General features: G+C 67.3%; 21 protein-coding genes. 13 read left to right on the top strand and 8 right to left on the bottom strand.

The genetic code is table 11. The annotated features are described in order from the left end of the window. The first annotated feature begins 142 nt into the window (after window positions 1-142). The 3 genes from A4F85_RS01030 (at window position 143) to A4F85_RS28985 (ending at window position 3,008) form a co-directional block, all read left to right on the top strand. The gene (locus A4F85_RS01030) at window positions 143-1,102 is read left to right on the top strand and encodes a helix-turn-helix domain-containing protein (protein ID WP_034396427.1); all 960 of its coding nucleotides are present in this window, start codon (window positions 143-145) and stop codon (window positions 1,100-1,102) included. 103 nt (window positions 1,103-1,205) lie between these two features. Then, window positions 1,206-2,336 (top strand): cupin domain-containing protein, encoded by a 1,131-nt coding sequence (locus tag A4F85_RS01025; RefSeq protein ID WP_013801115.1) that lies wholly within the window; start codon window positions 1,206-1,208, stop codon window positions 2,334-2,336. Window positions 2,337-2,723: 387 nt separating this feature from the next. Continuing rightward, entirely contained in the window at window positions 2,724-3,008 is a 285-nt protein-coding gene (locus tag A4F85_RS28985; protein ID WP_012206890.1) for a hypothetical protein, read from the top strand. Between the two features lie 183 nt (window positions 3,009-3,191). Here A4F85_RS28985 and bamC read toward each other — a convergent pair whose 3' ends face one another. The 5 genes from bamC to A4F85_RS01005 all read right to left on the bottom strand — a co-directional run bounded on the left by bamC (window position 3,192) and on the right by A4F85_RS01005 (window position 7,348). Then, entirely contained in the window at window positions 3,192-4,304 is a 1,113-nt protein-coding gene (gene bamC, locus A4F85_RS01020) for an outer membrane protein assembly factor BamC (protein WP_013801116.1), read from the bottom strand. Between the two features lie 41 nt (window positions 4,305-4,345). Next, window positions 4,346-5,242 carry a 4-hydroxy-tetrahydrodipicolinate synthase gene (gene dapA, locus A4F85_RS01015; protein ID WP_012206888.1) on the bottom strand — a complete coding sequence of 299 codons (897 nt, stop codon included), beginning with the start codon at window positions 5,240-5,242 and terminating at the stop codon, window positions 4,346-4,348. Window positions 5,243-5,317: 75 nt separating this feature from the next. Next, the gene (locus A4F85_RS01010) at window positions 5,318-5,887 is read right to left on the bottom strand and encodes a class I SAM-dependent methyltransferase (RefSeq protein ID WP_063325370.1); all 570 of its coding nucleotides are present in this window, start codon (window positions 5,885-5,887) and stop codon (window positions 5,318-5,320) included. A gap of 71 nt (window positions 5,888-5,958) precedes the next feature. Further along, window positions 5,959-6,108 (bottom strand): hypothetical protein, encoded by a 150-nt coding sequence (locus tag A4F85_RS30795; protein WP_180319011.1) that lies wholly within the window; start codon window positions 6,106-6,108, stop codon window positions 5,959-5,961. Between the two features lie 13 nt (window positions 6,109-6,121). Next, window positions 6,122-7,348 (bottom strand): MFS transporter, encoded by a 1,227-nt coding sequence (locus A4F85_RS01005; protein ID WP_063325369.1) that lies wholly within the window; start codon window positions 7,346-7,348, stop codon window positions 6,122-6,124. A 160-nt stretch (window positions 7,349-7,508) separates the two neighbouring features. Here A4F85_RS01005 and A4F85_RS01000 point away from each other — a divergent pair, with 160 nt between their 5' ends. The 4 genes from A4F85_RS01000 to A4F85_RS00985 all read left to right on the top strand — a co-directional run bounded on the left by A4F85_RS01000 (window position 7,509) and on the right by A4F85_RS00985 (window position 14,690). Continuing rightward, window positions 7,509-9,491, top strand: a complete 1,983-nt coding sequence (locus A4F85_RS01000; RefSeq protein ID WP_012206884.1) for a DNA topoisomerase IV subunit B — start codon at window positions 7,509-7,511, stop codon at window positions 9,489-9,491. A 3-nt stretch (window positions 9,492-9,494) separates the two neighbouring features. Then, the gene (locus tag A4F85_RS00995; RefSeq protein WP_063325368.1) at window positions 9,495-10,367 is read left to right on the top strand and encodes a lytic transglycosylase domain-containing protein; all 873 of its coding nucleotides are present in this window, start codon (window positions 9,495-9,497) and stop codon (window positions 10,365-10,367) included. Between the two features lie 38 nt (window positions 10,368-10,405). Continuing rightward, on the top strand, window positions 10,406-12,793 hold the full coding sequence (gene parC / locus A4F85_RS00990; protein WP_063325367.1) for a DNA topoisomerase IV subunit A: 2,388 nt from the start codon (window positions 10,406-10,408) through the stop codon (window positions 12,791-12,793). A 127-nt stretch (window positions 12,794-12,920) separates the two neighbouring features. Further along, window positions 12,921-14,690, top strand: a complete 1,770-nt coding sequence (locus A4F85_RS00985; protein ID WP_063325366.1) for a methyl-accepting chemotaxis protein — start codon at window positions 12,921-12,923, stop codon at window positions 14,688-14,690. A 40-nt stretch (window positions 14,691-14,730) separates the two neighbouring features. Here A4F85_RS00985 and A4F85_RS00980 read toward each other — a convergent pair whose 3' ends face one another. Beyond that, window positions 14,731-15,189, bottom strand: a complete 459-nt coding sequence (locus tag A4F85_RS00980; protein WP_012206880.1) for a RidA family protein — start codon at window positions 15,187-15,189, stop codon at window positions 14,731-14,733. A gap of 173 nt (window positions 15,190-15,362) precedes the next feature. Between A4F85_RS00980 and A4F85_RS00975 the strand changes: the two genes are divergently transcribed. The 3 genes from A4F85_RS00975 (at window position 15,363) to A4F85_RS00965 (ending at window position 20,434) form a co-directional block, all read left to right on the top strand. After that, window positions 15,363-17,852, top strand: a complete 2,490-nt coding sequence (locus tag A4F85_RS00975) for a DNA internalization-related competence protein ComEC/Rec2 (RefSeq protein WP_063325365.1) — start codon at window positions 15,363-15,365, stop codon at window positions 17,850-17,852. A gap of 143 nt (window positions 17,853-17,995) precedes the next feature. Beyond that, a complete protein-coding gene (locus A4F85_RS00970; protein ID WP_012206878.1) occupies window positions 17,996-19,465 on the top strand; it encodes a circularly permuted type 2 ATP-grasp protein in 1,470 nt (489 codons plus the stop codon). Next, window positions 19,466-20,434 (top strand): alpha-E domain-containing protein, encoded by a 969-nt coding sequence (locus A4F85_RS00965; RefSeq protein ID WP_012206877.1) that lies wholly within the window; start codon window positions 19,466-19,468, stop codon window positions 20,432-20,434. It abuts the gene before it with no gap. 73 nt (window positions 20,435-20,507) lie between these two features. Here the strand turns inward: A4F85_RS00965 and A4F85_RS00960 are convergent, their stop codons facing one another. Further along, window positions 20,508-21,050, bottom strand: a complete 543-nt coding sequence (locus A4F85_RS00960) for an ureidoglycolate lyase (RefSeq protein ID WP_063325364.1) — start codon at window positions 21,048-21,050, stop codon at window positions 20,508-20,510. 203 nt (window positions 21,051-21,253) lie between these two features. Between A4F85_RS00960 and A4F85_RS00955 the strand changes: the two genes are divergently transcribed. From A4F85_RS00955 to A4F85_RS00945, 3 genes are all read left to right on the top strand, one after another. Next, complete coding sequence (locus tag A4F85_RS00955; protein WP_013801125.1) at window positions 21,254-22,588, top strand: MFS transporter; 1,335 nt, start codon at window positions 21,254-21,256, stop codon at window positions 22,586-22,588. A gap of 106 nt (window positions 22,589-22,694) precedes the next feature. Further along, window positions 22,695-23,414 carry a FadR/GntR family transcriptional regulator gene (locus A4F85_RS00950; RefSeq protein WP_043795813.1) on the top strand — a complete coding sequence of 240 codons (720 nt, stop codon included), beginning with the start codon at window positions 22,695-22,697 and terminating at the stop codon, window positions 23,412-23,414. Window positions 23,415-23,512: 98 nt separating this feature from the next. Beyond that, window positions 23,513-24,811: a sensor histidine kinase gene (locus A4F85_RS00945; protein WP_063325363.1), complete on the top strand. Its 1,299-nt coding sequence runs from the start codon at window positions 23,513-23,515 to the stop codon at window positions 24,809-24,811. Between the two features lie 94 nt (window positions 24,812-24,905). Here A4F85_RS00945 and bfr read toward each other — a convergent pair whose 3' ends face one another. Continuing rightward, on the bottom strand, window positions 24,906-25,382 hold the full coding sequence (gene bfr, locus A4F85_RS00940; RefSeq protein WP_012206872.1) for a bacterioferritin: 477 nt from the start codon (window positions 25,380-25,382) through the stop codon (window positions 24,906-24,908). Window positions 25,383-25,734: the final 352 nt, after the last annotated feature.

Raw genomic sequence — 25,734 nt, 5'->3', positions numbered from 1 at the left:
CGTGCACAGGCTCCGGGGTTTACCCTTGTCCTGGCTGTCCGCGGGGAAAGCCATGGGGCGCGATGGGCCTGCACTTTCCCATAATCACGTCCATGGCCGCACACAGATCCTTCACCCGTGCGGCGAGCAGGAGAGACCGCACATGACCGATGCCATGGTGTTGAGCACCGACGGACTGCCGCCCGGCGAGACGGCGTCGGCCTGGCACGCCTGGATGTCGCGCCTGTTTGCGGGCCTGGATACCGATGTCTATGGCGATCGCCTGTTCGAAGGCCATGTGCGCGTGGCCAATGCCGGCGATGTGGTGCTGACCCGTCTGGAGGCGGGCCGCCACCGCGTCATGCGCAGCATGCAGGGCCTGCGCGCCCATGAGTCCCCCTATCTGAAGATCGTCGCGCCCTGGGAGGGCGTGGCCAGCGTGCGCCAGCACAACCGCGAGGCCAGCGTGCGCAAGGGCAGCTGGGTGATCTATGACACGGCGCAGGAGTACGAGGTCACCAACCCCGAATGGTCCGAACACCTCATCGTGATGCTGCCGCGCCAGGCCATCGTGGACCGGGGCATCCGGCTGGAAGGGCTGATGGGGCGCAACGTGGGCGGCAGCTCGGGCATTGCCCGCATCGCGCTGGAAACCATGCGCAGCACCTACCAGGAGTTGCCCGGCATGGCGCCGCATCTGGCGCGCCGCGCGGGCGAGCTGCTGGTGGACATGGTCCATCTGTCGCTGCAGGAGCTGGCCGGGCAGGGCACGGCAGGCACGCAGCAACTGGCGCTGCAGGACCGCATCCGCGCCCATGTGGCGGCCCATCTGCGCGACCCGGGCCTGTCGGTGGAGTCCGTGGCCGCCGCGCTCAACTGCAGCAAGCGCCACCTGCACAACGCCTTCGCGGACAGCCAGACCAGCCTGGGCGCCTTCATACAGCACAGCCGCCTGGAGCTGTGCATGCGCGAGTTGCTGCAGCCCGCCCAGGCGCAGCGCACCATCACCGAGGTCGCCATGGATTGCGGCTTTGGCAGCACCGCGCATTTCAGCCGCGCTTTCAAGATCTATACGGGTCTGTCGCCCTCGGATTTCAGGGCCATGCGCAAGCCGGCCGGCTGACTGCCACGAAGCCATTGCGGGGCAGCTTGCGCTGGCGCCAGGACAGGGCAATGCCCGCATAGGACAATGCCGCCCTGTCTCTTCGCTCACTTCGGACCATTTCATGGACACCAACACACCGCTTGCCCTGCTGGGCGGGCTTACCGCTTCCCAATTCATGCGCCGCCACTGGCACAAGAAGCCCTTGCTGGTGCGCCAGGCAATCCCGGGCTTCAAGCCCCTGATTCCCCGCGCCAGGCTGCTGGCCATGGCAGGCGAGGACGGTGTGGAATCGCGCCTGATCCAGCAGCAGGACGGTGGCCACTGGAAGCTCAGCCACGGCCCGCTGTCGCGCCGCAGCCTGCCCTCGCTGCAAAAGCCCGGATGGACCGTGCTCGTGCAGGGCGTGGACCTGCACGACGACGGCGTGCACCAGCTGATGCAGCAGTTCCGCTTCGTGCCCGAGGCGCGGCTGGACGATCTGATGATCAGCTTTGCCACCGACCAGGGCGGCGTGGGCCCGCATTTCGACAGCTACGACGTCTTCCTGCTGCAGGCGCATGGCCGCCGGCGCTGGCGCATCGGCCGCCAGAAGGACCTGTCGCTGCAGCCCGATGTGCCGCTGAAGGTGCTCTCGAATTTCGAGCCCGAGGAGGAGTTCGTGCTCGAGCCCGGCGACATGCTCTACCTGCCGCCCAAGTGGGCCCATGACGGCATCGCCGAGGGCGAGTGCATGACCTACTCCATCGGCTTTCGCTCGCCCGCGCGCGACGAACTGGCCCGCGAGCTGCTGCTGCGCATGTCCGACGAGCCCGATGAACCCGAAGCGCCCATGGTCTACCGCGATCCCGACCAGCCCGCCGTCGAGGCCCCGGGCGAGATTCCGTCGAGCCTGCACGACTTCGCGCGCAAGGCGCTGGAGCGCGCGCTGGCCGAGCCGCTGGCGCTGGAGCGCGCGCTGGGCGAGTACATGACCGAGCCCAAGGCCAATGTCTGGTTCGAGCATGGCGAGGAACACGGCATGTTCGAGAGCGTGGTCCTCGACCGCCGCACGCGCATGATGTATGACGCAAAACACATCTTCATCAACGGCGAAAGCTATCTGGCCGGTGGCCGCGATGCCACCCTGATGCGCAAGCTGGCCGATACGCGCGCCCTGTCACGCGCCGATCTGGCCAAGGCCAGCGATGACGCGCTGGAGCTGCTGTCCTCCTGGTTTGACGCCGGCTGGGTGCGAGGCGGGCCGCTGTCCTGAACCGGGTAGACGCTGTGACGCAGTCATGCTAAGTTCGGGCATTCACCGTTGACAGCGTTCTGCTGATTCAAGGCGGACTCCGATAGATTTGTAAAGAATTGTCTTGGGTTCGTCAGTAAATTGACAGCAACCTGGTTTTGTTACACAGTGGACGCCAAGGCAGCTTCTTGCTGCCCCATTCGGACTTGGCAAGAGGATTTGTGCGGAATTGTTCAGAGGTTGTCAGTTTCAGTCAGCCTCGAAAAAATCTCCCTATAATTCGCTCCAAGTCGAATGAATGTGTTTGACGTGGCCTGGCCGCCGCGTACCGGTTGCCCGCATCCGGTGGCGCAAGTGGCGGGGCCCCTCCTGTGTACTGTCTTCTTACCTACTCTCTAGGAAACTGTGATGAAGAACTCTCTGATCCTGGCTACCGTGATCGCTGCTGCAGCTCTGGCCGCTTGCGGCAAGAAGGAAGAGGCTCCGGCCCCCGCTCCCGCACCCGCCGTTGAAGCTCCCGCACCGGCAGCTCCCGCTCCCGCAGAAGCTCCTGCTGCTCCCGCCGCCGACGCTGCTGCTCCCGCAGCGCCTGCCGCCGACGCTGCAGCACCTGCTCCCGCTGCTGACGCTGCCGCTGCAGACGCCGCCAAGGCTGCTGCCGACGCTGCCGCCAAGGAAGCCACCAAGCAGTAATTCGGCCCTCGCCGATGGCAGAGGTTTCGGCCTCTGCCGCGAAAGAACCGCATCCTTCGGGCTGCGGTTTTTTTTCGCCTTCGCTTTGCTGTGGTCCAGTAAAAAAGCCACCGGCAAATGACTGCGCGGTGGCTGCAAGCCAAGGGCAGACGCTGCCGCCCCAAGGCCCGAAAAGAGGCTTGCCTACTTCATGTCGTCGGTGATGACGCGCACGATGCGCTGGGCATTGGCCGATGTCTCGGGCTGGCCCTGGGTGTTGAGCACGGTGACGGTGGACTTGTCGCCTTCGCTGCGCACCTGGATCTGGTACTTGACCGGCGCGGCCGCATCGGGCGAGCGGCTGAACAGCTTGCCGAAGAAGCCCTTGGGCTCGACCTTGGCGTCAGGCGCGACATAGCGCACGAAGTAGATGCCGCGGCTGCGGTCACGGTCCTCCACGGTGAAGCCCGTGCGGTCCAGGGCCACGCCGACACGGCGCCATGCGCGGTCAAAGCCTTCGTCGATCTGCAGCACGGGCTGTCCGTTGGCGGATTCCATGCGCACGCTGCCGGTGGCGGCTGCCGTGGTGGTGTTGGCCTTGGCCACGGCATCGGCCTGCTCCTGGCTCACGCCGAGCTTGACCATCAGGCGGCGCAGGAATTCGGTTTCCAGTTCCGGGTCGGAGGGGCGCGGCTGCCAGATGGTCTGGTCCTTCTGGGCGCTGGTGTAGACCTCCTGCATGCCGCGGTGCGTGATGTAGACCTCGGTGGAGCCGTCGGCCGAGCGCTCCAGGCGTGTGCGGAAGCGGTCGCGCTCGCTGGTGGAGTACAGGCCGTCGAAGACCTTGCCCAGCGTCTTGCGGATCACGTCCTGCGGGATCTTGGCGCGGTTCTCGGCCCAGTCGGTCTCGATGATGCCCAGCTGGCGGTCTTCGGTGGTGAAGATGAAGCCGTTTTCCAGCCAGAAGTCACGCACGGGCTCCCACAGCTGGTCGGCCGGGCGCTTGATCACCAGCCAGCGCTGTTCGCCGTTGCGCTCGATGCGCACATCACCCATTGCAACGGTGGCCGTGCGGCCTTCGCTGGGCTTTTGCGCCTTGGAGTTGGCTTCCATGGCTGCGGCGGAGACCACGCCGCCGGGCACGGCATAGCGCGAATCCGTGGACAGCTGGGTCAGATCCGGGGGAACTTCCAGGGTGGGCGCCTGCTGCTTGCCGGCGCTCTTGTAGTCGATCTTGCTCTCTTGGAACGTGGTCGTGCAGGCTGTCAGGCCGATGGCCAGGCTCAGCAGGCTCAGACGTGCAATGGGCTGTTTCACGCGAATATCCTTGGTGCGTTCGGTCGGTGGGGCGGGGCGCCTCACAGCAGGCCAGCGGAGCCCAGGGCGGCTTCCACGGTGGCTTCCAGGTTCTTGCTCAGAGGTGTCATCGGCAGGCGCATGGCCGGGCCGCACAGGCCCAGGCGCGCTGCGGCCCACTTGACGGGAATGGGGTTGGCCTCGACGAAGAGGTTCTTGTGCACGGGCATCAGGCGCAGCTGGATGTCCATGGCGGTGCGCACATCGCCGGCCAGGGCCGCCTTGCACAGATCGCTCATCAAGCGCGGTGCCACGTTGGCCGTGACGCTGATGTTGCCGTGGCCGCCGCACAGCATCAGGGCCACAGCGGTCGGGTCATCGCCGGAGTACACGCCGAAGTCCTTGGGCACTTCGCGGATCAGCCATTGGGCGCGCTCGATGTTGCCCGTGGCTTCCTTGATGCCGATGATGGCGGGGATCTGCGCCAGGCGCAGCACGGTGTCGTGCTGCATGTCGGCCACGGAGCGGCCGGGCACGTTGTAGAGCACCACCGGCAGGTCGCCCACCGCTTCGGCAATCGCCTTGAAGTGCTGGTACTGGCCTTCCTGCGTGGGCTTGTTGTAGTAGGGCACGACCTGCAGCTGGCTGTCGGCGCCGACCTTCTTGGCGTAGCGGGCCAGCTCGATGGCTTCGTGCGTGCTGTTGGCGCCGCAGCCGGCCATCACGGGCACGCGGCCTGCGGCCTGCTCGACGGACACGCGGATGATTTCGCAGTGCTCCTCCACGTTGACGGTGGGGGATTCACCTGTCGTTCCCACCACGCCGATGCAGTCCGTGCCTTCGGCCACATGCCAATCGATGAGTTTTCGCAGCGCCGGGTAGTCAACACTACCGTCCTCGTGCATGGGCGTGATGAGGGCAACGATGCTGCCAGTGAGAGCGACGGAGGAGGATGTCATGTCCGCAAGAAAAAACGGGAAAGGATCATTCTAACGAGTGTCGGAGGCAGGCCCAAGGCGGGCGCCTGTAGGGATTCAGGCGATTGCAGAGCCTGACGCCTTCTGATGCGCCAGCATGGCCACGGGTTCCCTGCCTGTTGCATCGGGGCGCAGTGCCGCAATGCGCTGGACCATGCGATCGGGCTCGCCCAGCTGGCCGTGCTCGTAGGCCACGATGTGCCAGCCCGCGCAGGCCTGCAGCAGCTCGCCGGGCGCCAGCAGGAAATCGGGGCGGGAAGGCTTGCCGAAAGCCTCATTGCCCTGGGCAAAGGTTTCGTACAGCAGCACGCCGCCGGGAGCCACGCTGCCCAGCAGCGCCGGCCACAGCGGGCGCCACAGATAGTGGGTCACGACCACGGCGCCGAACTGCCGGCCGGGCAGGGGCCAGGGGCCGTTTTCGATGTCGGCGCACAGCAGCTCGCCCACGCCCTGCAGGCCGGCCAGGGCCTGGGCGTCGCGGTCCACGCCGGTGACGGCGTGGCCACGCGCATGGAACCAGCGCATGTGCCGGCCGGGGCCGCAGGCCACGTCAAGCACCGAGGCCTGGGGCGCCAGAAGGTGCGACCAGCGTTGGATCCAGGACGAGGGCGGCGTGGCTGCGTGCATGTGCAATTTTGGAAATAAAGTGAAAGCGGCCGACATTGTGCCGCCAGGCCTTCGCCGCTGCCGCTTCCATTTCAGAAGCAGGCCCAGATCTGGTCTGCCATGCCCAGCATGAACTGCGGCTGCAGGTAGAGCATGAAGACCAGGCCCAGCACCATAAGCACGGCGGCCCACAGCGCCAGCCTGCGCAGGATGCGTGGGCGGGGCCTGGTGGATGTCGTCATGGATGTCGTCATGTCAGGCAGCGGCCTGGGCTGCGCGCAACCGTGCCACGGGGGCTTCGCGTATGGGTAGGTTCAGCAGGCCGGCGGCCACGCCCAGGCCGATGGCCAGGTACCAGACCACCTGGTAGCTGCCCGTGTGGTCATAGAGATAGCCGCCCAGCCAAACGCCCAGGAAGCTGCCCACCTGGTGGCTGAAGAACACCATGCCGCTCAACATGGACAGATGCTGCACGCCGAAGATCTGGGCCACGGTGGCATTGGTCAGCGGCACGGTGGACAGCCACAGCAGGCCCATGGCGGCAGAGAAGATGTAGACCGACCAGGGCGTCAGCGGCGCCAGCAGGAAGAGCACGATCACCACCGAGCGCGTGAAGTAGATGGTGGACAGCAGGTAGCGCTTGGGCAGGCGCTGGCCCAGGTTGCCGGCCACGTAGGTGCCAACGATGTTGAACAGCCCCACCAGCGCCAGCGAGATGCTGGCCACCTGCGGTGCCAGGCCGTAGTCCTTGAGGTAGCTGGGCATGTGCACGCCGATGAACATCACCTGGAAGCCGCAGACGAAGTAGCCGGCCGTCAGCAGCACGAAGCTGGGCGTGCGCAGCGCTTCGGCGACGGCCTGGCCCGCGCTCTGGTCGCGCACGGGACGGGCGTTGCCGGGCTGGAAGCCCGGCTCGCGCAGGCCGAAGGCCAGCGGAATGATCATCAGCGCGCACAGCGACAGCAGCAGCAGGGCGTTGGACCAGCCGAAGTTCGCGATCAGGCTGCCTTCCACGGGCACCATGAAGAACTGGCCGAAGGAGCCCGCCGCCGCCGTCACGCCCATGGCCCAGCTGCGCCGCGCCACGGGAATCTGGCGGCCCAGCACACCGTAGATCACGGCATAGGTGGTGCCTGCCTGGGCTGCGCCGATCACCACGCCGGCCGTCAGGGCGAACCAGGTTGTCGTGGGCGCCATGGCCATGCCGGCCAGGCCCAGCGCATATAGCAGCGCGCCCACCAGGAGCACGCGGAAGGCGCCGAAGCGGTCGGCCAGCATGCCGCCGAAGATGCCGAGCACGCCCCAGGACAGGTTCTGGATGGCGATGGCCAGCGCGAAGGACTCGCGCGTCCAGCCCATCTCCTGGGTGATGGGCTGCAGCCACAGGCCGAAGCCATGGCGGATTCCCATGGACAGCGTCACGACTGCGCCCCCGCACAGCAGTATCTGCACCATGGACATGGGTTGGTTGTTTTTTTGCATGCGGCAAACTTTAGCGAAACTCCGGGTTTTGCGCTGTGCCGCTTGGGTCTCCCATGCGCCAGCGCGGCCCTTGATGGCAGCGGCTTTTTCGGGATAGTCACTGTCAATGACTGTGAATGCATCCAGCACTGAGCCGGGCCGCGCACTACAATCCGCCCCCATGGCAGTCAAACCATCTCCCACTTCCGCCAGCGAATACTCCGAAGGCTCGATACGCGTGCTCAAGGGCCTTGAGCCCGTCAAGCAGCGTCCCGGCATGTACACGCGCACCGACAACCCCCTGCATGTGCTGCAGGAGGTGATCGACAACGCGGCCGACGAGGCACTGGCCGGCTTCGGCAAGAAAATCCGCTTCACCCTGCATTCCGACGGCTCCTACAGCGTCGAAGACGACGGCCGGGGCATCCCCTTCGGCATGCATCCCGAGGAAAAGGCGCCCGTGGTGGAGCTGGTCTTCACGCGGCTGCATGCGGGCGGCAAGTTCGACAAGGGCAAGGGCGGCGCCTACAGCTTCTCGGGCGGCCTGCACGGCGTGGGCGTCTCGGTCACGAATGCGCTGGCCACGCGCCTTGAGGCCTGCATCCACCGCGAGGGCAAGGTGGCCACCATCGCCTTCTCGGGCGGCGACGTGGTCGAGCCCCTGCAGTCGCGGCCGCTGGCCGCGGGCGAACGCAAGCAGGGCACGACCGTGCGCGTGTGGCCCGATGCCCGCTATTTCGAATCGCCCCAGTTGCCCATGGGCGAGCTGATGCACCTGCTGCGCAGCAAGGCCGTGCTCATGCCCGGCGTCTCGGTGACCCTGGTCAACGAGAAGACGCGCGACACCCAGACCTGGCAGTTCAAGGGCGGCCTGCGCGACTACCTGCAGCAAAGCCTGCATGGCGAGGCGGTCATCCCCCTGTTCGAGGGCGAGGGCTTTGCCGACCGCCACCACGACAGCTTTGCCGAAGGCGAGGGCGCCGCCTGGTGCGTGGCCTTCACCGAGGACGGCGCACCGCTGCGCGAAAGCTATGTCAACCTGATCCCGACCACCGCCGGCGGCACGCATGACAGCGGCCTGCGCGACGGCCTGTTCCAGGCGGTCAAGGCCTTCATCGAGATGCACTCGCTGCTGCCCAAGGGCGTCAAGCTCATGCCGGACGACGTCTTTGCGCGCGCCAGCTATGTGCTCAACGCCAAGGTGCTGGACCCGCAGTTCCAGGGCCAGATCAAGGAGCGCCTGAACTCTCGCGATGCCGTGCGCCTGGTCAGCGGCTATGTGCGCCCCGCGCTGGAGCTGTGGCTCAACGAGCACGTGGAATGGGGCCGCAAGCTGGCCGAGATCGCCATCAAGGCCGCGCAGACCCGCCAGAAGGCGGGCCAGAAGGTCGAAAAGCGCAAGGGCTCGGGCGTGGCCGTGCTGCCGGGCAAGCTCACCGATTGCGAAAGCCGCGACCTGAGCCTGAACGAGGTCTTCCTGGTCGAGGGCGACTCGGCCGGAGGCAGCGCCAAGATGGGCCGCAACAAGGAAACCCAGGCCGTGCTGCCCCTGCGCGGCAAGGTGCTCAACACCTGGGAGGTGGACCGCGACCGGCTGTTCGCCAACAACGAAATCCATGACATCTCGGTGGCCATCGGCGTGGACCCGCATGGCCCCAACGACACGCCCGACCTGTCGGGCCTGCGCTATGGCAAGGTCTGCATTCTTTCGGATGCCGACGTGGACGGCTCGCACATCCAGGTGCTGCTGCTGACGCTGTTCTTCCGCCATTTCCCCAAGCTCATCGAGGCCGGCCACATCCATGTGGCGCTGCCGCCGCTGTTCCGTGTGGACGTGCCTGCGCGCGGCAAGAAGCCTGCGGCCAAGATGTACGCGCTGGACGAGGGCGAGCTGACCGCCATCCTGGACAAATCGGCCAAGGACGGCGTGCCGCGCGAGAAATGCCAGATCAGCCGCTTCAAGGGCCTGGGCGAGATGAATGCGGAGCAGCTGTGGGAGACCACGCTCAACCCCGACACGCGCCGCCTGCTGCCCGTGCAGTTCATGAACCTGGACTTCGCGGCGGCCGAGCAGGTCGTCACCAAGCTCATGGGCAAGGGCGAGGCCGCAGCGCGCCGCGAGCTCATGGAGCTCCATGGCGACGCCATTGAAGTCGACATCTGACCCATGACTGTGCTCCGCGCCGCCCTGAAGCACCGCCCGCACCTGGCGCGCGGCGCCGGGGTGCGCGCGCTGGCGGCGCTGGGCCTGGCCCTGGCGCTGTGGGGGCTGGCGCGGCCGGCGCATGCCGATCTCTGGGCCTTCGTGGACGAGCGCGGCATCACGCACTTCGCTGCCGAGGCGCTGGACGAGCGCTACAGGCTGTACTTTCGCGGCTCGGTCTATGACAGCACCGAGCAGGGGCTCAAGCCCCCGATGGTGCAGGCCGAGGCCGCCGCCGACGCTGACGGCAGCGGCGATGCCGGCCGCAGGCTGCAGGCGCATACGCGGCTGCAAAGCTTCTTCGACATCTCGCCGCGCTACAAGAGCGTGCGCGGCCATCTGCGCAAGGCGGCGGACCACACGGGCGTGGACTACGACCTGCTCAAGGCCGTGATCGCCGTCGAGTCGGGCTTTGACGCGCAGGCCATCTCGCCCAAGGGGGCGGTCGGCCTGATGCAGCTGATGCCGGCCACGGCCCAGCGCTTCGGCGTGGAGGCCAGCCGCCAGCGCAGCGTGCAGCAGCAACTGGCCGATCCGGCCGTCAACGTGCCGGCCGGCGCGCGCTACCTCAACCATCTGATGGGGCTGTTCCCCGGCCGGCTGGACCTGGTGCTGGCCGCCTACAACGCAGGCGAGGGCGCCGTGCGGCGCGCGGGCCAGGCCATCCCTCCCTTCCAGGAAACCCGCAATTACGTGAAGGCCGTGCTCGGCATCTACGAGCAGCTGCAGGGCGGGCGCGAGCGCGCGGGCCCTGCAGCGCCTGCAGCAGCGGCGTTGCCGGGCACCACGCCCCGGGTGCGCATGACGCTGCCCACAGGACTGCCCACGCCGCAATGAGCGGCATTCATTGCATTTTTTGAGATCACGATTTCTTCATGAGCGACCAAACCTCTCTGGATCTGGCACAACAGGCGGCCGGCGATGCACTGGACCTGGGCCAGTACGCGCAACGGGCCTATCTCGAATACGCACTGTCCGTGGTCAAGGGCCGGGCACTGCCCGATGTGACCGACGGCCTCAAGCCCGTGCAGCGGCGCATTCTGTACGCCATGGACCGCATGGGCCTGAGCTACAGCGGTCCCAACCACAACACGGCGGCCAAGCCCGTCAAGAGCGCACGCGTGGTCGGCGATGTGCTGGGCCGCTTTCACCCGCACGGCGACCAGTCGGCCTACGACGCGCTGGTGCGCATGGCGCAGGACTTCAACCAGCGCTATCCGCTGGTCGATGGCCAGGGCAACTTCGGCAGCCGCGACGGCGACGGCGCAGCCGCCATGCGCTACACCGAGGCGCGCCTGTCCAAGATCACGGGCCTGCTGCTCGACGAGATCGACATGGGCACGGTGGACTTCGTGCCCAACTACGACGGCAGCACGCAGGAGCCGCAGCAACTGCCCGCGCGCCTGCCGTTCGCCCTGCTCAATGGCGCCAGCGGCATTGCCGTGGGCCTGGCCACGGAAATCCCCAGCCACAACCTGCGCGAGGTGGCCGATGCCTGCGTGGCCCTGATCAAGCGGCCCCAGCTCAGCGATGAGGAACTGTTCCAGATCATCCCCGGCCCCGACTATCCGGGTGGCGGGCAGATCATCAGCAGCGCCTCCGACATCCAGGACGCCTATCGCACGGGCCGTGGCAGCCTCAAGCTGCGCGCGCGCTGGAAGATCGAGGAGCTGGCGCGCGGCCAGTGGCAGATGGTGGTGACCGAGCTGCCGCCCGGCGTCTCGGCGCAGAAGGTGCTCGAAGAGATCGAGGACATCACCAATCCCAAGGTCAAGACCGGCAAGAAGGCCTTGAGCCAGGAACAGACCCAGCTCAAGGCCAGCATGCTGGCCGTGCTCGACGGCGTGCGCGACGAGTCCAGCAAGGATGCGCCGGTGCGCCTGGTCTTCGAGCCCAAGACCGGCAAGGTGCCGCAGCAGGAACTGATCACGGCGCTGCTGGCGCATACCAGCCTGGAGTCGTCCAGCTCCATCAACCTGACCATGATCGGCCTGGATGGCCGCCCGGTGCAGAAAAGCCTGCGCCTGATGCTCGAGGAATGGATCGCCTTCCGCCAGACCACGGTCACGCGGCGCAGCCAGCACCGGCTGGCCAAGGTGCTGGACCGCATCCACATCCTCGAAGGCCGGCAGGCCGTGCTGCTGAACATCGACAAGGTCATCGCCATCATCCGGGCCAGCGACGAGCCCAGGCAGGCGCTGATCGATGCCTTTGCGCTGTCCGAGCGCCAGGCCGACGACATTCTGGAGATCCGCCTGCGCCAGCTGGCGCGGCTGGAGGCCATCAAGATCGAGCAGGAACTCAAGGAACTGCGCACGGAGCAAGGCAAGCTCGAAGACATCCTGGGCAGCGAAAGCACCATGCGCCGCCTGATCTGCAAGGAGATCGAGGCCGATGCCAAGCAGTTCGCCGATGCGCGCCGCACGCTGATCCAGGAGGAAAAGAAGGTCGTCGCCGAAGTCAAGGTGGTCGATGAACCCACCACGGTCATCATCTCGGACAAGGGCTGGGTGCGCACGCGCCAGGGCCATGGCGTCGATGCGGGCACGCTGAGCTTCAAGGCCGGCGACAGCCTGCACGGCACCTTCGAGTGCCGCACCGTGGACCAGTTGCTGGCCTTTGGCAGCAACGGCCGCATCTATTCGGTGCCGGTGGCGCAACTGCCGGGCGGGCGGGGCGATGGCCAGCCCGTGACCACGCTCATCGAGCTGGAGGCCGGCACCCAGATCCTGTACTACTTCGCCGGTGCCGAGGGCACGGCGCTGCTGCTGTCGGGGTCGGGTGGCTACGGCTTCGTGGCCATGGTGAGCGACATGGTCTCGCGCCAGAAGGCGGGCAAGGCCTTCGTCACGCTGGCCGACGGCGAGACGCTGTGCGCCCCGTCCACGGCCTACGGCGTGCCCATGGGCGCACGCGCCGAGCCGCAGGAAGGCGAGCAGGGCGCGGGCCTGCTGCTGCCGGCCACGCATGTGATCTGCGCTTCCACGGGCGGGCGCATCCTCACCTTCGAGATCGCCAGCCTCAAGCACATGGCCAAGGGCGGGCGCGGCCTCATGCTGCTCGACCTGGAGGACAAGGACACGCTGGCGGGCGCTGCCGCCTACACGCGCAGCATCCGCATCGATGGCGTGGGCCGCGGCGGCAAGGAGCGCAGCGAGACGCTGGAGATCCGCAGTCTCAACAATGCCCGTGGCACGCGCGGCCGCAAGGGCAAGTCGGCCGACCTGGGCTTCAAGCCGCAGAGCGTGACGCGCGTGGAGTAAGAGCGCGGCCGCCCCTGCAATGCCCTCCGCGAAAGGGGCGGATCAGGGGTTTCCTCTGGGTTTTTCCGCCCACCAGGCCTTCTTCCAGGCCTCAACATGGAGTCTTCCAAAATGAGGGAGACTGGATATGCTGCGACTTCGCATGGCACACAAGCTGTGGCTTGCAGTGGCCGCCATCGTGGTGGCGCTGGTGGGCGTGGTCGGCTTGTCGGGCTATCGCTCGGCCCAGGTCCAGGCCCGGTCCGAGGCGGTGACCCAGGAGATGCAGGCGCGGGTCCAGGCCGCCGTGCGTTGGATGGGGCTGACCGAAACCAACGCAGCCCGCACCCAGGCCGTGGTGGTCAGCAGTGATGCTGCCGTCGAGGCCGAGTTCAAGGACGTGATCAGCGCCACCTCGGCGCGGATCACCGAGGTGCAGAAATCACTGGAAGCCATGCCCCTGTCCGACGCAGACAAGGCGCAGATGGCCAGGATTGCGGCAGCCCGCAAGACCATGATCGAACTGCGTGCCCAGGCACGCCAGCTCAAGGCCGATGGCCGGCAGGAGCAGGCGTTGGTCCTGGTCAAGCAGTCCTACAACCCTGCCGTGGATGCCTATCTGCAGTCGCTGCGCGACTTCGTGCAGATGCAGGAGCAGGTGGTGCGCAGCAGCCAGGAAGAGATGGCCGCCTCGCGCAGGCTCACCGTGGGTTTTGCCGCTGCGGCCGTGGGCCTGCTGCTGCTGTGCATCGTCATCGGCGCCCATTTCCTGATTGCCAGCATCCGCCGTCCCCTGGCCGAGGCCAGCGAGCTGGCCGAACGCATTGCCGCAGGCGACCTGAGCGCAGGCGTGCAGGGACAGGCACAGCGTGCTGATGAATTCGGCGACCTGCTGCGCTCGCTGCAGGCCATGAGCGAATCGCTGTCGGGCATGGTGCAGCAGGTGCGCCAGAGCACGGACAGCATCGCCATCGCCAGCGCCGAGATCGCCACCGGCAACCAGGACCTGTCCGTGCGCACCGAGCAGACCTCCAGCAACCTGCAGGAGACGGCTGCCGCCATGGAGCAGTTCACCAGCACGCTGCAGCAAAGCGCCAGCAGCGCCCAGCAGGCCAGCAGCCTGGCGGCGGGCGCGTCACAGGTGGCGCAGCGCGGCGGCGAGGTCGTGGCCCGGGTGGTCGAGACCATGAAGGGCATCAACGACAGCAGCCGGCAGATTGCCGACATCGTGGGCGTCATCGACTCCATTGCCTTCCAGACCAATATCCTGGCGCTGAACGCCGCCGTGGAAGCGGCCCGCGCCGGAGAGCAGGGCCGGGGCTTTGCCGTGGTGGCGAGCGAGGTGCGCACGCTGGCACAGCGCAGCGCGGCGGCTGCCAAGGAAATCCGCCAGCTCATCGGCGCCTCGGTGGAGCGGGTGGAGGACGGCGCCCGCCTAGTGGGCGACGCGGGCACCACCATGGAGGGCATCGTGCAGTCCGTGCAGCGCGTGGCCGACACCATCGGCGAGATCACGGCGGCCTCTTCGGAGCAAAGCGCGGGCGTGGCCCAGGTCAATCAGGCCGTGGGACAGCTGGACCAGATGACGCAGCAGAACGCGGCCCTGGTCGAGCAAAGCGCGGCCGCGGCGCAAAGCCTGCGGGAGCAGGCCGAGCAGCTGTCGCGGACAGTGGCGGTGTTCAAGGTGGCGCACCTGGCGCCTTCGCCGACGACGCTCGCAAGGCAGGCTGCGCCGGCGGCGCGCACTGCGCACAGCGCGGCCGCAGCGCCAAGGCGGCCGGCAGCAGCCGTGGCGCCTGCGGCTGTCGGGCCGGTTGCCGCGCGGCCTGCCGCAGCAAGGGCGGCGGCGCCCAAGCTGGCCTCGGCGCCCCGGCCTGCCGCACCGGCAGCCGAGGATGGCCAATGGGAGAGTTTCTAGCCGCCTGCGAGCACGGCGGCGCCTTGCGGCGGCATGCCGATCAGGCCAGTTCGGCGATCAGCTCGATTTCCACGCAGGAGCCCAGCGGGATCTGGGCCACGCCGAAGGCGCTGCGCGCATGCGTGCCGGCATCGCCGAAGACCTGGCCCAGCAGCTCGCTGCAGCCGTTGGCCACCAGGTGCTGCTCGGTGTAGTCGCCCGTGGAGTTGACCAGGCACATCAGCTTCACGATGCGGCGCACGCGGCCCAGGTCGCCGCCGGCGGCATGCTGCAGCGTGCCCATCAGGTCGATGGCGATGGCGCGCGCGGCCTGCTGGCCGTCGGCAGTCTGCAGATCACGGCCCAGCTGGCCGGCCCAGACCTTGCCGTCCTTGCGCGCGATATGGCCGCTCAGGAACACCAGATTGCCCGTCTGCACATAGGGCACGTAGGCCGCCGCCGGGATGGCAGGCGACGGCAGTTCGATGTTCAGGGCCTTCAGTTGTTCGTAAACGCTCATCGTTGATTCCTTCGAGACAAGAAAAATCCGGCACCAGTGCCGGGGTGGCGGACAGTGTGACACAGCCCCTTGCACCCTGGCATGTCAGGGCCTGGGCTTCCGTCAGTCTGATTGTTGTCTGAATCCGAGGCGGTGCATGGTGGCTGCGCGGCATCCGCTCCTAGCATGTGTGGATGCACCCTGCGGCACCTGCCCAAACCCTCTCGCCGTCTTCCTGGACGCCCCTGCTGCTCGGCTGCGTGGCCGGTGCGGCCTGGCAGGTCACGCAGCCGCGCCTGTGGCCGCTGTGGATGTATCTGCTCTTGGCGGGCATGGGGCTGGCAGGCCTGGCATGGAGGGCATGGGCAGGCTGGCGCGGCCGTGGTGTGCACCGCCTGTGGGCCGCTGTCTGCGCCGCCTTGCTGGTGGGCGGGTTGACAGGCTGGCGGGCCCAGGACTTTGCGGGCCAGGCGCTGTCTGCGCCGTTGGAGGGGCGTGACCTGCGCATCGTCGGCGTCGTGGCATCGCTTCCCCAGAACATGGCCCAGGGCATGCGCTGGCGCATGGAGGTGGAGCAGGCTCGGATCGTCGGCAGCGAAGAGGTCTTGGCGCCGTTTCCTGCACTGATCGAACTGTCCTGGTACGCCCCCCGGGGCCGGCAGTCCAGGGGTGTTGCCATGCTGCCCGATCTGCGACCTGGCCAGCGCTGGGCGCTGACCGTGCGGCTCAAGCGCCCGCATGGCGCGCGCAATCCCCATGGTTTCGACTATGAGCTGTGGCAGTGGGAGCAGGGCGTGCAGGCCACGGGCCATGTGCGCGAACAGCCCGCTGCACGCCAACTGGCCGACACCGGCAGCCATGCCCTGCAGCGCTGGCGCCAGCAGATGCGCGACGCCATCTTGGGCCGCACATCCGCGCTTGCGGCATCCCTGCAGCGCATCGGCCTGGACCCTGCCCATGCGCCGCGCATGCTGGGTGTGGTGGCCGCCCTGGCCATGGGTGATCAGCAGGCCATTGCGCGGGATGACTGGGCGCTGTTCCGGCATACCGGCGTGGCCCATCTGATGAGCATTTCCGGCCTGCACATCACCTTGTTCGCCTGGCTGGCAGCCCTGGTGGTGGGGCGGCTTTGGCGCTGCAGCGCACGGGCCTGCCTGTGGTGCCCGGCGCCGCAGGCGGCCCTGCTGGCCGGCGTGCTGCTGGCGGGCGGCTATGCGCTGTTCAGCGGCTGGGGCCTGCCGGCACAGCGCACCGTCTGCATGCTGGCCAGCGTGGCTGCGTTGCGCGGCGCCGGACTGCGCTGGCCCTGGCCCGCCGTGTGGTGCCTGGCGCTGGCCGTGGTCGTGGTGCTGGACCCCTGGGGCCTGTGGCAGGCCGGCTTCTGGCTGAGCTTTGTGGCCGTGGGCGTGCTGCTGGCCACCGATGCGCGCATGCAGGGCGCGCAGCGGCCTTCGCTGCCTGCCCGTGCGCTGGCCTTGTGGGGCGAGCAATGGCGCATCTCGCTGGCGCTGGCGCCGCTGGGCCTGATGCTGTTCGGCCAGCTGTCGCTGTCGGGCCTGCTGGCCAATCTGGCGGCCATTCCCTGGGTGACCTTCGTGGTCACGCCGCTGGCCCTGCTGGGGCCCTTGTGGCCGCCCTTGTGGACAGGCGCGGCGCTGGCGCTGGCCCCGCTGCTGGAGCTGCTGCAATGGCTGGACCAGTGGGCATGGGCCCTGGTGCAACTGCCGCAGCCGCCGCTGTGGGCAGGGCTGGCTGCGCTGTGCGGTGGCCTGGCGCTGGTGGCTCCGGTGCCTGCCGGATGGCGCTGCTGGGGCCTGGCCATGTGCCTGCCGGCCCTGTGGTGGCCGTCGCCATCACCGGCGCATGGCGAGTTCGACCTGATGGCCGTGGACATAGGCCAGGGCAATGCCGTGCTGGTGCGCACGGCGCGGCACAGCCTGCTGTATGACACGGGGCCGCAGTACGGCCTGGACAGCAATGCCGGCGACCGGGTGCTGGTGCCGCTGCTGCAGGCTCTGGGTCTGAGGCTGGATGCCCTGTGGCTCAGCCACCGCGACAATGACCACACGGGCGGTGCATTGGCCGTGCATGCCGCGCAGCCGCAGGCGGAGGTCTGGGGGTCGGATTCCGTGATCCTTGACCCTGCGCTGGCCGGCCTGGGCGCTGTGCGCCGCTGCCAGGCGGGCCAGCACTGGGAATGGGATGGCGTGCGGCTGGAGGTGCTGCATCCGTCTGCCGGCGAACGGTTGCCCTCCGCACGGGCGCTGGCCCATGCCAATGCGGGCAGCTGCGTGCTGTTGCTGCGCTCGGCATCTGGCGTGCAGGCCTTGCTGGCCGGTGACATCGAGGCTGCGCAGGAGCGGTCACTGGCAAGGGCCGGTGTCCTCACGCCCGTGCAGTGGCTGCTGGTGCCCCACCACGGCAGCCGCACTTCATCGAGCACCGCCCTGGTGCAGGCCCTGGCACCGCGCTGGGCCATGGTGCAGGCGGGATATCGCAGCCGTTATGGCCATCCTGTCCCCGAGGTGGTGCGTCGCTATGAGGCCCATGGCGCCGGCGTGGTGCAGTCGGCCCGCTGCGGCGCGGCGCACTGGCGCTCTTCGGACCCCGTGCACCTGGTCTGCGAGCGGGAAAGGGCACGCCGCTATTGGGATGTGCACGTCACGCAGGGGCAGGGCGGATAGGGCGTGCGCCGATGGCGGAACAGGATGCATATGCTGGATACCGCTTGTCCAGATTGAGGTTACCTATCGCTACACTGGTGCGATACGAGGGCTGGCCCGTAGCTTGCTAGACCCCGTACACATGCAGCGACAGGAGGTGACGAATGCATCCATTTGACGAGATGTACACGATGACGCCGTTCGACGGCAGCGATGTGCGCCTGCACTACAAGGACTACGCGCAATGGCTTGCGCGCCAGTCCGAACAGACGCTGCGAGCGCGCAGCGCCGAGGCCGAGATCATCTTCCGGCGCGTCGGCATCACGTTCGCCGTCTACGGCGACAAGGACGAAAGCGGCGCCGGCAACGAGCGCCTCATCCCCTTCGACCTGATACCGCGCGTCATTCCCGCACATGAGTGGTCGCGAATGCAGGCGGGCCTGGTGCAGCGCGTGACGGCGCTCAACCGCTTCCTGCACGATGTCTATCACGACCAGGAGATCCTGCGCGCGGGCCTGGTGCCGCGCGAACTGGTGCTGAACAACAGCCAGTACCGGCCCGAGATGCGGGGCCTGGCGGTGCAGGGCGGCATCTACGCCCACATTGCCGGCATCGACATCGTGCGCGCTGCCAATGCCCAGGGCGAGGGCGTGTACTACGTGCTGGAGGACAACCTGCGCGTGCCCTCGGGCGTGTCGTACATGCTGGAGAACCGGCGCATGATGATGCGGCTGTTTCCGGACCTGTTCTCGCGCCATCCCGTGGAGCCCGTGGCCCACTATCCCGACATGCTGCTGGAGACCCTGCGCGCCAGCGCACCGGCCGGCACGCCCGAGCCCACGGTGGTGGTGCTGACGCCCGGCATGCACAACAGTGCCTACTTCGAGCATGCCTTCCTGGCCCAGCAAATGGGCGTGGAGCTGGTCGAGGGCCAGGACCTGGTGGTGGACAAGGATGTGGTCTACATGCGCACCACGCGCGGCCCGCAGCGCGTGGACGTGATCTACCGGCGCGTGGACGATGATTTTCTCGACCCCGAAGTCTTTCGCCCCACCTCCACGCTGGGCTGCCCCGGCCTCATGCGCGCCTACCGTGCCGGCAACGTGAGCATCTGCAATGCAGCGGGCACGGGTGTGGCCGATGACAAATCGGTCTACCCCTATGTGCCGGAGATGATCCGCTTCTACCTGGGCGAGGAGCCCATCCTGCAGAACGTGCCGACCTGGCTGTGCCGCAAGCCCGATGACCTGCGCTACGTGCTCGACCACCTGGACGAGCTGGTGGTCAAGGAAGTCCACGGCGCCGGTGGCTACGGGATGCTGATCGGGCCTGCCGCCTCGCGCGGCGAGATCGAGGATTTCCGCCGCGCGCTCATCGCCAATCCCGGCGGCTATATCGCGCAGCCCACGCTGGCGCTGTCCACCTGCCCCACCCTGGTGGAGCAGGGCATCGCACCAAGGCACATCGATTTGCGGCCCTTCGTGCTCAGCGGCAACCAGGTGCGCATGGTGGCCGGCGGCCTCACGCGCGTGGCGCTCAAGGAGGGCTCGCTGGTGGTCAATTCATCACAGGGCGGCGGCACCAAGGACACCTGGGTGCTCGGGGCCGGTGAGTCAAACGAGGGAGGACATTGAATGCTCAGCCGTACTGCCGATCATCTGTACTGGATGTCCCGCTACACGGAGCGTGCGGAGAACACCGCCCGCATGCTCAACGTCTCCTATGACACCTCCATGCTGCCCCAGGCGCCGCAGGTGGCGCGCAAGGCCTGGCAGGGTGTGCTGTCCATCAGCGAGCTGATCCCCTCCTACGCCGCCCGCCACGGCGAGGTGCAGCGCGAGGCCGTGCTGCACTTCATGGTGCGCGACGAGAGCAACTCCTCGTCCATCGCCTCCTGCCTGCGCGCTGCGCGGGAGAACGCGCGCGCCGTGCGCGGCGCGCTGACCACCGAGGCCTGGGAGACCCAGAACCAGACCTGGCTGGAGCTCAAGCGCCTGCTGGCCGAGGGCGACTGGGAGCGCGATCCGGGCCAGTTCTTCGAATGGGTCAAGCACCGCTCGCACCTGTCGCGCGGCGTGACGCTGGGCACCATGCTGCAGGACGAGGCCTTCCACTTCCTGCGCCTGGGCACCTTCATCGAGCGCGCCGACAACACGGCACGCCTGCTGGACGTGAAGTTCCACGCCATCGAGCGCGACTACCACGGCAGCGCACGCAACGGCGCATCGGGCAAGGCGGCCACGCCGTTCGACTTCTACCACTGGAGCGCGCTGCTGCGCAGCGTCTCGGCCTTCGAGGTCTACCGCAAGGTCTACCGCGACGTGATCACACCCGAGCGCGTGGCCGAGTTGCTGATGCTGCGCAGCGACATGCCGCGCTCGCTGCTGGCCAGCATGCTGGAGGTGGTGGCCAACCTGGAAAGCGTGGCCAACGCCCAGTCGCGCGAGACCCAGCGCAAGGCAGGCCGCCTGCTGGCCGACCTGCGCTATGCGCGCATCGACGAAATCCTGGCCACGGGCCTGCACGCCTATCTCACGCAGTTCCTGGACCGCGTGCACGACCTGGGCCAGGGCATCAGCCGCGACTTTCTGGTGCCCGCCTGAGTCCGCCGGCCGCCACACAGCACAAAGCCGCCCTCGGGCGGCTTTGTTCATTGGTTCATTGGGCGGGCCGAATTCAGGCCTGCGCGCTGTCCAGGTCCAGCACAACGCCCTCGGCGCCGCCGATGGGCAGCACGTCGCAGTTGTCGCCAGGGCCGCCACGGTCGATCACGATGAAGCGCGCCGGCGCATTCAACGCGATCAGCGAGTGGTGCCAGACGCCGCGCCGGTAGTTCACGCCCTGGCGTCCGTTGGTGATGAAGGCGCGCAGGTCGCCGGTTGCCACCTGTTCGCCCAGGGGGGCCACCACCACGATGAAGGGCTGTGCATCCAGCGGCATGAAGGCCTGGCTGCCCAGGGGGTGGCGCTCCATGCTGGTCAGCCGCAGGGGCAGCGCATAGGGCCGGGCATGGAACAGGTTGATCAGCCCATGGCCTTCGCTGCCGCCCGTGTCCACGCGGGCCAAGGCGTGGTAGCGCTCGGTCATGCCATCGTTGATGAGCAGCGGTGTGTGGCCTGTGCTGTCCAGGACCTCGCCAAACTCGGCAAAGGCCTCGGCGGTCAGCGGCTGGGCGCGCAGGCAAAGGCTGGCGGGGCGGGTCTCTGACAAGGTGTTCACGAAGTTTTGCCTCTTGTTTTCGTACTGGTAATACCAGTTTGCAGTTGAAGCGGATTCTTGTCAAACCTCGGGGAATTAGTTTTGCTTGCGTTGAATTGGGGTAAATGCGAGTGCACATGGCCAAGCGCTGGGGGTACCGTTCGCTTCGTAATTTCATACCGGTAATACCAGTTGGTCGCAACTCCTCAACCAAGGACTCCCTGATGTCATCTCTTCCCGCATCTGCCGAGGTCGCCGGCGCGGCGCCGGCGCTGGCCAGCGAAACGCCGGCCGAGGCCGCCGTCTACCGCAAGGTGGCCTGGCGCCTGCTGCCCTTCATCATGGCCTGCTATGTGGCGGCCTACCTGGACCGGGTGAACGTGGGCTTCGCCAAGCTGCACATGCTGGCCGACCTGCAGTTCAGCGAGGCCATGTACGGCCTGGGTGCGGGGCTGTTCTTCATCGGCTACTTCTTCTTCGAGGTGCCCAGCAACATGCTGATGCACCGCATAGGCGCCAAGGCCACCATCTCGCGGATCATGATCATGTGGAGCCTGATCTCGGCGGCCATGATGTTCGTGAGCACGCCCACGCAGTTCTACGTGCTGCGCTTTCTGCTGGGCGCGGCCGAGGCGGGCTTCTACCCCGGCATGATCCTGTACATGACCTACTGGTTTCCGTCGTACCGGCGCGCCCGCATGGTGGCGCTGTTCATGTGCGCGATTCCGGTCTCGGGCATCCTGGGCGGCCCGCTGTCGGGCGGCATCATGGACCTGATGCAGGGCGTGGCGGGCCTGCGCGGCTGGCAATGGCTGTTCCTGCTCGAGGCCATTCCCTCGATGATCCTGGGCCTGGCCGTGCTCTGGTACCTGGACAACGGCATCCGCGCCGCACGCTGGTTGACCGAGGCGGAAAAGACCCTGCTGGAGCGCAACATCGCCCGCGAGAACGCCAGCAAGAGCGATAGCCATGTGACGCTGCGCGCGCTGTTCTCCGACCCGCGCATCATCAAGATGGCCCTGATCTGCTTTTGCACCGTCATGGGCCAGTACGGCCTCACGTTCTGGCTGCCCAGCCTGATCCGCCAGTCGGGCGTGGAGGGGGCCTTTCACATCGGCCTGCTGACGGCCGTGCCGTTCTCGGTGGCCGTGGTGTCCATGAACCTGGTCAGCCGCAGTTCGGACCGCATGCGCGAGCGCCGCTGGCACCTGATCGTGCCGTTCTGCGTGGGCGCAGCGGGCCTGATGCTGTCGGCCATCTTCAGCGGCAACGTCTATCTGTCGCTGGCCGCCCTGGCGCTGGCCGCGGGCGGCAGCCTGGCGACCTCTCCGCTGTTCTGGAGCCTGCCCACGGCCATCCTGTCCAGCGCGGGTGCGGCAGCCGGCATTGCGCTGATCAACTCCTTTGCCAACCTGGCCGGCTTCATCAGTCCCTACATGATCGGCCTCATCAAGGATGCGACACAGAGCACCAATGCCGCCATGTTCGTGCTGGCCGGCGTGCTGCTGTTCGGCGCCTTCCTGACCTATACGGTGCCGGCCAAGCTGGTCAACAAGTAGAGGCACCAACGCCGCACGACCACACGACCACACGACCGTGCGGCAGCGGTGCGCAGTCGCTAAGATCAGCGCACCTGCCGCCCCCGACCCCGAGACCTGCCAACGCATGGAACCCAGCACCGCTTCCAGTCCTTCCGCCAGCACCGCCGTTGCCGGCAATGCCGCCCGCGTGATCCGCGAGTGGATCGAGGGCGGCGTGTATCCGGTGGGCGCGCTGCTGCCGTCGCAGCGCGACCTGTCGGAGCAACTGGGCATCAGCCGGACCTCGCTGCGCGAGGCGCTGTCCACGCTGCAGGGGCTGGGCCTGGTCGTGGCGCGGCCCGGCAAGGGCATGTACGTGACGGAGGCCACCGACGCCCCGGCCTCCGCCGCAGAGGCCTGGCGCTTTGCCGACTCGCATGCGCTCACCGATGTCTATCAGCTGCGCTATGCGCTGGAGGGCTTTGTCGCACGCCTGGCCGCCCTGGTGGTGCAGCCCGAAGACGTGGCGGCCCTGCAGGCCAACCTGCAGGCCATGCAGCAGAGCATCGAGCTGGCCGATTTCGTGCAGGCCACGCGCCTGGATTTCGAATTTCACCTGCAGATCGCCACCATCTCGGGCAACCATGCGATTGCCGACGTGCTGCGCGGCAGCGGCGAGGTCATGCAGGAAAGCCAGCGCCTGCCGTACTACAAGCGCGGCGCGCGCCATGCGACCGCCGAGGAGCATGCCGCCATCATCGAGGCCCTGTCCCAGGGGCGGCCCGAACTGGCGCAGCAGGCCATGGCCACGCACATCGTGCAGGCTGCCCAGCGCGCGGGCGTGCACTTTCCCACCGGCCTGTAGGCGCGCCGGCACGAGCCCGATCGGCCGGGTTTTTGGCCTTACCATCCTTGGCGCAACGCATTTTTTCCCTCTCTACAGACCGCCACGGATGCCGATCCATGACAAGCCAAGGAAATGAACTCTGCATACTGGCAGACGCCCTCGCGGCGCAGCGCGAAGGACTCTTGCAGACATGGCGCAAGGCCGTCAGGCGGGACCCGGCACTGACCGCCGGCGAGGCGCTTCCCCGCACCCAGTTGAACGATCACATTCCGGCCGTGCTGGCCGCGTTCGAGCAGCAATTGCGGGCCCTCGGCGGTGCCCCGGCAGGCGCTGCCGAGCCGCCGGTCGATGGCGAGCAGGCCGCCGCCCACGGCCTGCACCGCTGGCAACAGGGCTATGACCTGCATGAAGTCGTGCGCGAGCTGGGCCTGCTCAACGAAGTCATGGTGGCGCAACTGGAGGCCTATGCCGAGGAGCATCCCGATGCGCATGGCGCCATGCCCGTTGCGCGCAAGGCCTGGGCCGCCACCTACACGCGCGACGTGCAGGACAGCAGCACCCAGTATTTCCGCCTGCAGCAGCAGGAGGCCGAGGGCCATGTCCGGGACCTGGAAGCGGCGCTGCATGACGTGAGCACGCTGGACCTGCAGCGCTCGCAACTGTGGGAGCAGGTCGCGCATGACCTGCGCAGCAACGTCGGCGTGGTGGCCAATGTGACGCATGGCCTGGGCATGCAGCATGCGCCGGCGCAGTCGCGCGAGAAACTCCTGCGCATGCTGGACCGCAACGTCCAGTCGCTGCGCCATCTGCTGGATGACGTGACGGAGCTGGCCAAGCTGCACGCCGGGCGCGAGCATCGCCAGCTGACCTCCTTTGACGCAGCCGAGGTGATCACCCATCTGTGCGAGGGACTGCAGGCCCTGGCCAACGATCGCGGCCTGTACCTGCACCTGCAGGGGCCGGGGACGATGCCGGTGGAAGGCGATGCCTTGAAACTGCGCCGCATCGCGCAGAACCTGATACTCAACGCGCTCAAGTACACCCAGGAGGGCGGTGTCACGGTGAAGTGGGCTCTGGGCGATGGGGAGGACCGGCGCCGCTGGATGCTCTCCATCGGGGACACGGGCCCTGGCATGGCGCCTGCGGCGCCTTTGGTTGCCGCCCTCAAGCAGGCCACGGACATGGACCCTTCGGGCCACCTGGGGACGGCGGAGTCCGGGGAGGTCCGCACCGGGGGCGCGCCGCAGCAAGGCGGTGCGGCGGCCAGCTACCGCAGCGGCGCAGGCGAGGGGATCGGCCTGTCCATCGTCAAGCGGCTGGCGGAATTGCTGGACGCCACGATCGAGGTGCAGTCGGCCGCGCAGACCGGCACGACCTTTCTTCTGTTGTTTCCGCTGCGATACGCCGACGAGTGACCGATAGCCGGGCCAGAAGATGAAAAAACGGGCACACAGGCCCGTCGTTTCGAGTGCGGGGTGCGGCCTGTGCCGCCGCCCCTGAGTCCGATGCTCAGGACTCTTCGTCCATCTGCGACTGCAGGTAGTTCTGGATGCCGACCTTGTCGATCAGGTCCAGCTGGGTTTCGAGGTAGTCGATGTGCTCCTCGGTATCGTCCAGGATCTTTTGCAGCAGATCGCGCGAGACATAGTCGCGCACGCTTTCGCAGTGGGCGATGCCATCCTTGATGGTCTGCTGCGCGGTTTTCTCGCTGCTCAGGTCGCAAGCCAGGGCTTCGGGCACGTCCTCGCCGACTTGCAGCTTGCCCAGGTCCTGCAGGTTGGGCAGGCCGTCGAGCACGAAGATGCGGTCCATGAGCCAGTCGGCGTGCTTCATCTCGCCGATGGACTCCTTGTATTCCTTCTTGGCCAGCCTGTCGAAGCCCCAGTGCTTGTACATGCGGTAGTGCAGGAAGTACTGGTTGATGGCCGTCAGCTCGTTCTTGAGCTGGGCTTGCAGCCAGGTGATGACTTGTGCGTCGCCTTGCATGGGAAACTCCTTTGTTGTACGTGGGGGACCGCGCCGATCGCCGGCCGCTATAGGGGTGGATTGTCTAGGGTTTCTGCGTCAGATCAAGCAAACCCCTGTTGTCGCGCATTGGCTGCTTATGAGGCGCGTTCTCGTTTGCGGGCCGGCTGCCGACGCGGCTGCGGGGTTGCTGCATTGCCTTGTCATATTTCGGCCCAAAATAGCCTCTTCAGGCCGGTGGCAGGCTGGTCAAGCCCGCAGGCCTGGAGACCAAGGATGTTCACATAGTTTTTGACAATCGGATGAATTCAATCAATTCATTGGATCAATCGATTGCCTGGGCCTAGACTTCGTCCTGTGTTCACTCACCAAC

This window comes from Delftia sp. GW456-R20 (genome assembly GCF_001622915.1).
Classification (GTDB): Bacteria; Pseudomonadota; Gammaproteobacteria; order Burkholderiales; family Burkholderiaceae_C; genus Comamonas; species Comamonas acidovorans.
The sequence above is the reverse complement of the archived record's forward strand: the minus strand, read 5'-3'. Positions and strand labels throughout refer to the sequence as shown.